This window comes from Streptomyces sp. PA03-1a, assembly GCF_033792805.1.
Taxonomy (GTDB): Bacteria; Actinomycetota; Actinomycetes; order Streptomycetales; family Streptomycetaceae; genus Actinacidiphila.
Genome location: NZ_JARAVO010000317.1, coordinates 1 through 9,123, shown reverse-complemented (window position 1 = coordinate 9,123; position 9,123 = coordinate 1). Strand labels below are relative to the sequence as shown.

Below are 9,123 nucleotides of genomic sequence, written 5' to 3'. Positions count from 1 at the left end.
TGCCCGTTCGGGTCAAAACAGCCGGTGCGGGCACGCCCCCGCACCGGCTGTTTTGACCCGAACGGGCAGCCGCGGGTATTCTGCAGGTTCGTTATGCGTATTGGCTTGCTCGTTCTCACGTGAGAGGCCGCTACGCCGGTCCACCGGGCCGATGACCAGCGTTCACCTCGCGGTATGCGTCGCCGCAGGGTGACAGGGCTGTCGTGATCGTCCGGGTGGCCTTGTCAGTACCCACTCACTGAAGAAGCGAAGGCTACGACCGTGCGTACGTTCAGCCCCAAGCCCGGCGATGTCCAGCGCCAGTGGCACGTCATTGACGCGCAGGACGTCGTCCTGGGCCGTCTGGCGTCCCAGACCGCGTCCCTCCTGAGGGGCAAGCACAAGCCGATTTATGCGCCCCACGTCGACACCGGTGACTTCGTCATCATCATCAACGCCGACAAGGTGCACCTCTCCGGTAACAAGAAGCAGCAGAAGCTGGCCTACCGCCACTCGGGCTTCCCGGGCGGTCTGCGTTCCGTCCGCTACGACGAGCTGCTCGACAAGAACCCCGAGAAGGCCATCGAGAAGGCCGTCAAGGGCATGCTGCCCAAGAACAGCCTGGGCCGCCAGATGCTCTCCAAGCTGAAGGTGTACGCGGGTGCCGAGCACCCGCACGGTGCCCAGCAGCCGGTTCCGTTCGAGATCAGCCAGGTCGCGCAGGGCTAGTCCCGGCCACCACCGATACACAGAAAGCATCTGAGGAGCATCGTGGCCGAGACCACCCCTGAGACCCCTCTCGTCGAGGACGGCGAGATCGTGGAGACCATCGAGATCCCGGAGGAGTACACCTCCGAGTCCCTCGCCTCCCGCTTCGGCGAGCCCCAGCCGGCCGCCGGCACGGGCCGCCGCAAGGAGTCCGTCGCCCGCGTCCGGATCATCCCGGGCTCCGGCAAGTGGACGATCAACGGTCGCACCCTTGAGGAGTACTTCCCCAACAAGGTGCACCAGCAGGAAGTCAACGAGCCGTTCAAGATCCTTGAGCTCGACGGCCGTTACGACGTCATCGCGCGCATCAACGGCGGCGGCATCTCCGGCCAGGCCGGTGCGCTGCGCCTGGGCGTCGCCCGTGCGCTGAACGAGGCGGACGTCGACAACAACCGCGGCCCGCTCAAGAAGGCCGGCTTCCTGACCCGTGACGCTCGCGAGATCGAGCGCAAGAAGGCCGGTCTGAAGAAGGCCCGCAAGGCGCCGCAGTACAGCAAGCGCTAAGCATCACGCGCGCGCTGCACTGCACGTACGCCCCGGAGGCACTTTGTGCGTCTCCGGGGCGTACGCATTCCGGGGGTATAGACGTATAACCGGATGGACGCCCGGCGAGTACGGGGCGGAGCACGGCAACATCTCGGAGGTAACGACGTGGGACGACTCTTCGGTACGGACGGTGTGCGCGGTGTCGCGAACGCGGATCTGACGGCTGAGCTGGCGCTCGGACTGTCGGTCGCGGCGGCGCACGTGCTCGCCGAGGCGGGCACGTTCGAGGGCCACAAGCCGGTGGCCGTGGTGGGACGGGATCCGCGTGCGTCCGGAGAGTTCCTGGAGGCCGCGGTGGTGGCCGGGCTCGCCAGCGCCGGCGTCGACGTGCTGCGGGTGGGCGTGCTGCCGACCCCGGCCGTGGCCTACCTCACCGGCGCGCTCGGCGCGGACCTGGGCGTGATGCTCTCCGCGAGCCACAACCCGATGCCCGACAACGGCGTCAAGTTCTTCGCCCGGGGCGGCCACAAGCTCGCGGACGAGCTCGAGGACCGCATCGAGTCCGTCTACGAGGAGCACCGCACCGGCGCCCCCTGGGACCGCCCCACCGGCGCCGGCGTGGGCCGCGTGCGTGAGTACGACCAGGGCTTCGACCAGTACGTCGCCCACCTGATCGGCGTCCTGCCGAACCGCCTGGACGGCCTGAAGATCGTCCTGGACGAGGCCCACGGCGCCGCGGCCCGCGTCTCGCCCGAGGCCTTCGCCCGGGCCGGCGCCGAGGTGGTCACCCTCGGTGCCCAGCCGGACGGCCTCAACATCAACGACGGCTGCGGTTCCACCCACCTGGACCTGATCAAGGCCGCCGTCATCGAACACGGCGCGGACCTCGGCATCGCCCACGACGGCGACGCCGACCGCTGCCTGGCCGTGGACCACCAGGGCAACGAGGTCGACGGCGACCAGATCCTGGCCGTCCTGGCCGTCGCCATGCGCGAGGCGGACCGGCTGCGGAAGAACACCGTCGTCGGCACGGTCATGTCCAACCTGGGGTTCAAGCTCGCCATGGAGCGCGAGGGCATCGAGCTGATCCAGACCGCCGTCGGCGACCGCTACGTGCTGGAGTCGATGAAGGAGCACGGCTACGCGCTCGGCGGCGAGCAGTCCGGCCACGTGATCATCCTCGACCACGCCACCACCGGCGACGGCACCCTCACCGGCCTCATGCTGGCCGCCCGGGTCGTCTCCACCGGCCGTTCGCTGGCCGAGCTGGCCACCGTCATGGAGCGGCTGCCGCAGGTCCTGGTCAACGTCCGGGACGTCGACAGGAGCCGTGTCGGGTCCTCCAGCGAGCTGTCCGCGGCCGTGGCCGAGGCGGAGGCCGAGCTCGGCAGCACCGGCCGCGTGCTGCTGCGCCCCTCCGGCACCGAGCCGGTGGTCCGCGTCATGGTCGAGGCCGCCGACATCGACCACGCCCGCTCGGTGGCCGGCCGGCTCGCCGACGTCGTGAAGTCCGCGCTCGGCTAGACCGAGGACGCGTCCGACACCGTACGCCGCCGCCTGCGCTGCATCGCCCAGAAGCCCTTCTGGGCGAGCAGCGTCAGGACGCCCGCGATGACGATCCCCGCCAGGTTGACGCCCAGTTGCGCCGAGGAGCCCCACAGCTCGCGGTAGTCGCCGTAGGTCAGGGCAAGGGCGGCGTTGGCGGCCGCCGGGACGGTGGTCACCGAGATCGCCACGCCGACCAGGGCGCCGGACTTGGCGGAGGTCAGCGAGAGGATCCCGGCGATCCCGGCGAGGAACGCCACCACGAAGGAACTGGCGTCCGGCTGCCAGATGAAGGCGGTCGACGGATGCGGCGCCGTGAAGTCGGCCACGCCGAAGACGCCCAGGACGTCCATCAGGTAGGCGAAGCCGCCGGTGAGCACCATCGCCACCGGGAAGCCCACCAGCAGCGCCACCAGCGAGCGCCGGGCCAGCCGCCCGTGGCGCTGGACCAGACCGGTGCACACCCCCGCCAGCGGGCCGAACTCCGGGCCGACCACCATCGCGCCGACGATCAGGATCGCGCTGTCGAGCATCACGCCGCAGGCCGCCAGCATCGTGGCCAGGGCCAGGAACGCCAGATAGGTGACGGTGAGGGTGGACTCCTCGTGGGTCGCGTCGGTCAGCGACTCCCACAGCACGGCGTCCGCGCCCTCCCCGGGCGCGTCCTCCTCGGCCTTCTCGGCGCGGGCCGACAGCGACAGGTCGATGTGCTCCACCGCGATCGAGCCCGTGTCGGCGACGCCCATGCGCCGCAGGGCCCGCAGCAGTTCGTCGCCCGCCTCGCGCGCCACGTCGCACATGACGATGTCCCCGCGCGGGTTGCGGGCCGCTCCGGGCAGCACGGCGAGGTGGGTGGCGCCCACGGTCCCCTCGACGAGGGACACGACCTCGTCGGTGCTCCCCTGCGGGACGATCATCCGGAGATGCAGCATGCGGGGCAGGCTACCCGGCGGCCGGTGGACTACAGCTTGCGCAGGGAGAGTTTCTGCACCTTGTGGTCGGGGCCCTTGCGCAGGATCAGGGTCGCGCGGCCGCGGGTGGGCAGCACGTTCTCCAGCAGGTTGGGCTGGTTGATGGCGCGCCAGGTGTGACGGCCGTACTCCATGGCCTCCACCTCGGAGACCTCGGTGTAGCGGTGGAAGTACGACAGCGGGTTCTGGAAGGCGGTCTCGCGCAGCTGGCGGAAGCGCGCCAGGTACCACTGCTCGATGTCCTCGGTGCGCGCGTCCACGTACACGCTGAAGTCGAAGTAGTCGGCGAGCGCGACCCGGGTGCGGCCGTCCTTGCCCGGCAGGGCGGGCTGCAGGACGTTCAGGCCCTCGACGATGAGGATGTCCGGGCGCCGGACGACCAGCTCCTCGTCGGGCACGATGTCGTAGATCAGGTGCGAGTAGACGGGCGCGCGCACCTCGTCCTTGCCGGCCTTCACGTCGGCCACGAAGCGCGTCAGGGCGCGCCGGTCGTACGACTCGGGGAAGCCCTTGCGGGACATCAGCCCGCGACGCTGGAGCTCGGCCTTGGGGAGCAGGAAGCCGTCGGTGGTGACCAGTTCCACCCGCGGGTGCTCCGGCCAGCGGGCGAGCAGCGCCTTCAGGATGCGCGCGGTGGTCGACTTGCCGACCGCGACGCTGCCGGCGACCCCGATGACGAAGGGCGTGCCGGTCTGCGAGCCGTGGCCCTCCCCGGTGTCGTCGAGGAAGGTGTTGACGGCGCCGCGCAGTCCGTGGGTGGCGCCGACGTAGAGGTTGAGCAGCCGCGACAGCGGCAGGTAGACGTCGATCACCTCGTCCAGGTCGATGACGTCGCCGAGACCGCGCAGGCGCTCGACCTCGTCCGCGGTGAGCGGCAGCGGCGTGCGGTCGCGCAGCGCGCTCCACTCGGCCCGCGTCAGGTCGACGTACGGCGTGGGCTCGGCGCGGCGGCGCGTCGGGTGGGGGGAAATCGTCGGCGGCACGGATTCATTGTTGCGCCGCGGTGAACTGCGCTCACGCCGGGGTCGGCCGGGCCGGCGCCGGCGCCGTCGTCAGCGGTATGTCAGCCCGTTGTCAGTGGCGTCCGGGACAGTGGTGCGCAACGGAGCAACACCGAGCGAACCATGACGGGGAGGACATCGCGGATGAGCTACGCGATCCAGGCGGAGGGCCTGGTCAAACGCTTCAAGGAGACCACGGCCCTGGCCGGCGTGGACCTGGCCGCGCGCAGCGGCACGGTGCTCGGCGTGCTCGGCCCCAACGGGGCGGGGAAGACCACGGCGGTGCGCATCCTGGCCACCCTGCTGCGGCCGGACGCCGGCCGGGCGCTCGTCGGCGGCCACGACGTGGTGCGGGAGGCCGGCGCCGTACGCGCGCTCGTCGGGCTCACCGGGCAGTACGCGGCCGTGGACGAGATGCTCACCGGCCACGAGAACCTGCTGATGATCGCCCGGCTGCTGGGCCTGCCGCGCCGTGAGGCCCGCGCCCGGGCGACGCGGCTGCTGGAGGAGTTCCGGCTCGCCGACGCCGGCGGCCGGGCCGCCAAGACGTACTCCGGCGGCATGCGGCGCCGCCTCGACCTTGCCGCCAGCCTGGTCGGCCGGCCGCGGGTGCTCTTCCTCGACGAGCCCACCACCGGCCTGGACCCGCACAGCCGCAACGAGCTGTGGGACATCGTCCGTGGCCTGGTCGGGGACGGTACGACGGTGCTGCTGACCACGCAGTACCTGGAGGAGGCCGACCAGCTCGCCGACGACATCGCGGTCATCGACCGCGGCCGGGTGATCGCCGAGGGCACCCCCGACGGGCTCAAGGAGCAGGTCGGCGGCCAGGTTCTGCAGGTGCGGCCGATGGCCGCGGCGGAGCTGGAGAAGGTCCACGCGATGGTCTCGGTGGTCGCCGGGCCCGGCGCGAAGATCGAGTCCGGCCTGGTCACCGCTGCGGTGAACGACCCGGAGCTGATGCCCGCCGTCGTACGGCGGCTGGACGAGGCCGGGGTGCGGGTGAGCGAGCTCACGCTGCGCCGCTCCAGCCTCGACGAGGTGTTCCTGTCCCTCACCGGGCACCGCGCGGTGAAGGAGACGACGACGGACGAGGACAAGACGGAGGCCCTGGTATGAGCGCCGTGACCGCGGACCTGATGCCGGTCGCCAAGGTCCGGCTCCGCGACGGGCTGCAGCAGACCTGCACCCTCGCCTGGCGCAACCTGGTGCAGATCAAGCACAACCCGATGGAGCTGATGGACCTCAGCGTCCAGCCCGTCATGTTCGTGCTGCTCTTCACCTACGTCTTCGGCGGCCAGATGGCCGGATCGCCCGACGCCTACCTGCAGTACGCGCTGCCCGGGATCATCGTGCAGAACGCCCTCTTCGCGACCATGAACACCGCGATGGGCCTCAACATCGACCTCACCAAGGGCGTCCTGGACCGGTTGCGCTCGCTGCCGATCGCCCGTTCCGCGCCGCTCATGGGGCGGGTCGTGGCGGACCTCGGCAAGCAACTGTGGTCGCTGCTGCTGATGCTGGGCCTGGGCGTGCTCATGGGCTTCGACGTGGACGGCGGCGTGCCCGGCGTACTGGGCGCGGCGGGCCTGCTGCTGGCCTTCGCGGTCGCCATGTCCTGGATGACGCTGCTGATCGGGATGCTGGTCTCCGAGCCGGAGAAGGTGATGACCTTCGGCTTCGTGCTGGTCATGCCGCTCACCTTCACCTCCAGCGCCTTCGTGCGCGCGGACACCATGCCCGGCTGGCTCAGGGCGTGGGCGGACGTGAACCCGGTCACCCGCCTGGCCGACGCCGTACGGGGATTGATGACCGGCTCCGGTGCGGTCGCCGGACCGGTCATGTGGTCGCTGCTGTGGGCCGCGGGGATCGCGGTGGTCTTCGTCCCGCTGGTGATGCGCGCCTACCGCGCGCGCAGCTGAACGCGCTTCCCGGGATGCCCCGGACCGTCCCGGTCCGGGGCCCACCGGCGTCCGCCGTCGGGTTCGACGTCCGCCGTCCGCCGCCTAGAGTTCTTCCCATGTGCGGAATCGTTGGATACGTGGGCGGCCAGTCCGCCCTCGACGTCGTCATCGCGGGTCTGAAGCGCCTGGAGTACCGGGGGTACGACTCGGCGGGCGTCGCCGTCCTCGCCGACGGCGGGCTCGCCGCGGCCAAGAGGGCCGGGAAGCTCGCCAACCTGGAGAAGCTGCTGGACGAGCGTCCGCTGCCGAGCGGCCCCGCCGGGATCGGGCACACCCGCTGGGCCACCCACGGCGGCCCCACGGACGCCAACGCGCACCCGCACCTGGACAACGCGGGCCGGGTCGCCGTCGTCCACAACGGCATCATCGAGAACTTCGCCGCCCTGCGCGCCGAACTCGCCGAGCGCGGCCACGACCTGCTCTCCGAGACCGACACCGAGGTCGTCTCCCACCTCCTCGCCGAGGCCTACTCCTCCACCGGGGACCTCGCCGAGGCCATGCGCCAGGTCTGCGGCCGCCTCGACGGCGCCTTCACCCTGGTGGCCGTCCACGCCGACGAGCCCGACGTCGTGGTCGGCGCCCGCCGCAACTCCCCGCTCGTCGTGGGCGTCGGCGACGGCGAGAACTTCCTCGCCTCCGACGTCGCGGCCTTCATCGCGTACACCCGCGAGGCCATCGAGCTCGGCCAGGACCAGGTCGTGGAGCTGCGCCGCGGGGGCGTCACCGTCACCGACTTCGAGGGCAAGCCCGCCGACGTCCGGCCGTACCACATCGACTGGGACGCCTCCGCCGCCGAGAAGGGCGGCTACGACTACTTCATGCTCAAGGAGATCGCCGAGCAGCCCAAGGCCGTCGCCGACACGCTGCTGGGCCGGATCGACGCGAGCGGACTGCTGACCCTCGACGAGGTACGGATCCCCGCCTCCGTGCTGCGCGAGGTCGACAAGATCGTCATCGTCGCCTGCGGCACCGCCTTCCACGCCGGAATGATCGCCAAGTACGCGATCGAGCACTGGACCCGCATCCCCTGCGAGGTGGAGCTCGCCAGCGAGTTCCGCTACCGCGACCCGATCCTGGCCCCGCGCAGCCTGGTGGTCGCCATCAGCCAGTCCGGCGAGACCATGGACACCCTCATGGCCCTGCGGCACGCCCGCGAGCAGGGCTCCAAGGTGCTGGCCATCTGCAACACCAACGGCTCCACCATCCCGCGCGAGTCCGACGCGGTGCTCTACACCCACGCCGGCCCCGAGGTCGCCGTCGCCTCCACGAAGGCGTTCCTCACCCAGGTCGTCGCCTGCTACCTCGTCGCCCTCTACCTGGGCCAGGTGCGCGGCACGAAGTGGGGCGACGAGATCCTCGCCGTCATCCGCGAGCTCTCCCAGATCTCCCGTCAGGTCGAGCAGGTCCTGGAGACCATGGAGCCGGTCCGCGAACTGGCCCGCTCCCTCAAGGACAAGAACACCGTCCTCTTCCTCGGCCGCCACGTGGGCTACCCCGTCGCCCTGGAGGGCGCGCTCAAGCTCAAGGAACTCGCCTACATGCACGCCGAGGGCTTCGCCGCCGGCGAGCTCAAGCACGGCCCCATCGCGCTGATCGAGGAGGACCTCCCCGTCGTCGTGGTCGTGCCGTCGCCGCGCGGGCGCTCGGTGCTGCACGACAAGATCGTCTCCAACATCCAGGAGATCCGGGCCCGCGGGGCACGCACCATCGTCATCGCGGAGGAGGGCGACGAGTCCGTCGTCCCCTACGCCGACCACCTGGTGCGGGTGCCGCAGACCCCGACGCTGCTGCAGCCGCTGGTCGCGACGGTGCCGCTGCAGGTCTTCGCGTGCGAACTGGCCACGGCCCGCGGCAACGAGGTCGACCAGCCGCGGAACCTCGCGAAGTCCGTCACGGTCGAGTGAGCACGCCGTGATCATCGGGGTGGGCATCGACGTCGCCGAGATCGACCGCTTCGAGCAGTCCCTGGAGCGCACGCCCGGTCTGGCCGAGCGGCTCTTCCTCCCCGGCGAGCTCCACCTCCCCAGTGGGGCCCGCCGGGGCGGCGCCTCCCTCGCGGCGCGGTTCGCCGCGAAGGAGGCGGTCGCGAAGGCGCTGGGGGCGCCCGGTGGGCTGCACTGGTCGGACGCGGAGGTCGTCACGGAGGATTCGGGGCAGCCGCGGCTCATCGTCCGGGGGACGGTGGCGGCGCGGGCCGAGCAGTTGGGGGTGCGGACGTTCCACGTCTCGCTCAGCCACGACGCGGGGGTCGCGTCCGCGGTGGTCATCGCCGAGGGCTGACCCGGTCCGGCCTACCCCGTGTCGCCGCGTGCGGGGCGTTTGTTCTTGCGGTTTCCCTTGCGGCCGGGTGTCTGTGTGCGGGTTGCCTACGCCTGCGGCGGGCATCCCCCGCCCGCCGCAGGCGTAGGC

At 71.2% G+C, this 9,123-nt stretch carries 9 protein-coding genes; 7 read left to right on the top strand and 2 right to left on the bottom strand.

The annotated features are described in order from the left end of the window. The first annotated feature begins 261 nt into the window (after positions 1-261). From rplM to glmM, 3 genes are all read left to right on the top strand, one after another. Positions 262-708 (top strand): 50S ribosomal protein L13, encoded by a 447-nt coding sequence (gene rplM, locus PV341_RS41230; RefSeq protein WP_089229083.1) that lies wholly within the window; start codon positions 262-264, stop codon positions 706-708. Between the two features lie 42 nt (positions 709-750). Next, a complete protein-coding gene (rpsI, locus tag PV341_RS41225; protein WP_319140461.1) occupies positions 751-1,251 on the top strand; it encodes a 30S ribosomal protein S9 in 501 nt (166 codons plus the stop codon). A 147-nt stretch (positions 1,252-1,398) separates the two neighbouring features. Next, entirely contained in the window at positions 1,399-2,757 is a 1,359-nt protein-coding gene (glmM, locus tag PV341_RS41220) for a phosphoglucosamine mutase (protein ID WP_499513441.1), read from the top strand. Here glmM and PV341_RS41215 read toward each other — a convergent pair. Together PV341_RS41215 and coaA are read right to left on the bottom strand one after the other, a co-directional pair. Continuing rightward, the gene (locus tag PV341_RS41215; RefSeq protein ID WP_500328133.1) at positions 2,754-3,710 is read right to left on the bottom strand and encodes a DUF389 domain-containing protein; all 957 of its coding nucleotides are present in this window, start codon (positions 3,708-3,710) and stop codon (positions 2,754-2,756) included. The genes glmM and PV341_RS41215 overlap by 4 nt on opposite strands. Before the next feature lie 29 nt (positions 3,711-3,739). Continuing rightward, complete coding sequence (coaA, locus tag PV341_RS41210; protein ID WP_500328131.1) at positions 3,740-4,732, bottom strand: type I pantothenate kinase; 993 nt, start codon at positions 4,730-4,732, stop codon at positions 3,740-3,742. Positions 4,733-4,894: 162 nt separating this feature from the next. On the opposite strand from coaA, the gene PV341_RS41205 reads away from it, so the two are divergent. From PV341_RS41205 to PV341_RS41190, 4 genes are all read left to right on the top strand, one after another. Then, complete coding sequence (locus PV341_RS41205) at positions 4,895-5,869, top strand: ATP-binding cassette domain-containing protein (protein WP_500328130.1); 975 nt, start codon at positions 4,895-4,897, stop codon at positions 5,867-5,869. Continuing rightward, positions 5,866-6,672, top strand: a complete 807-nt coding sequence (locus PV341_RS41200; protein ID WP_500328129.1) for an ABC transporter permease — start codon at positions 5,866-5,868, stop codon at positions 6,670-6,672. The genes PV341_RS41205 and PV341_RS41200 overlap by 4 nt, the downstream gene beginning before the upstream one ends. A gap of 98 nt (positions 6,673-6,770) precedes the next feature. Next, the gene (glmS, locus tag PV341_RS41195; protein WP_500328128.1) at positions 6,771-8,618 is read left to right on the top strand and encodes a glutamine--fructose-6-phosphate transaminase (isomerizing); all 1,848 of its coding nucleotides are present in this window, start codon (positions 6,771-6,773) and stop codon (positions 8,616-8,618) included. A gap of 7 nt (positions 8,619-8,625) precedes the next feature. Next, positions 8,626-8,994 (top strand): holo-ACP synthase, encoded by a 369-nt coding sequence (locus tag PV341_RS41190; RefSeq protein WP_500328127.1) that lies wholly within the window; start codon positions 8,626-8,628, stop codon positions 8,992-8,994. The last annotated feature ends 129 nt before the right edge of the window (positions 8,995-9,123 follow it).

Coding starts and splice junctions, on each gene's coding strand:
- PV341_RS41215 (WP_500328133.1), bottom strand. CDS start 3,710: ATGCTGCATCTCCGGATGATCGTCCCGCAGGGGAGCACCGACGAGGTC.
- PV341_RS41200 (WP_500328129.1), top strand. CDS start 5,866: ATGAGCGCCGTGACCGCGGACCTGATGCCGGTCGCCAAGGTCCGGCTC.
- glmS (WP_500328128.1), top strand. CDS start 6,771: ATGTGCGGAATCGTTGGATACGTGGGCGGCCAGTCCGCCCTCGACGTC.
- PV341_RS41205 (WP_500328130.1), top strand. CDS start 4,895: ATGAGCTACGCGATCCAGGCGGAGGGCCTGGTCAAACGCTTCAAGGAG.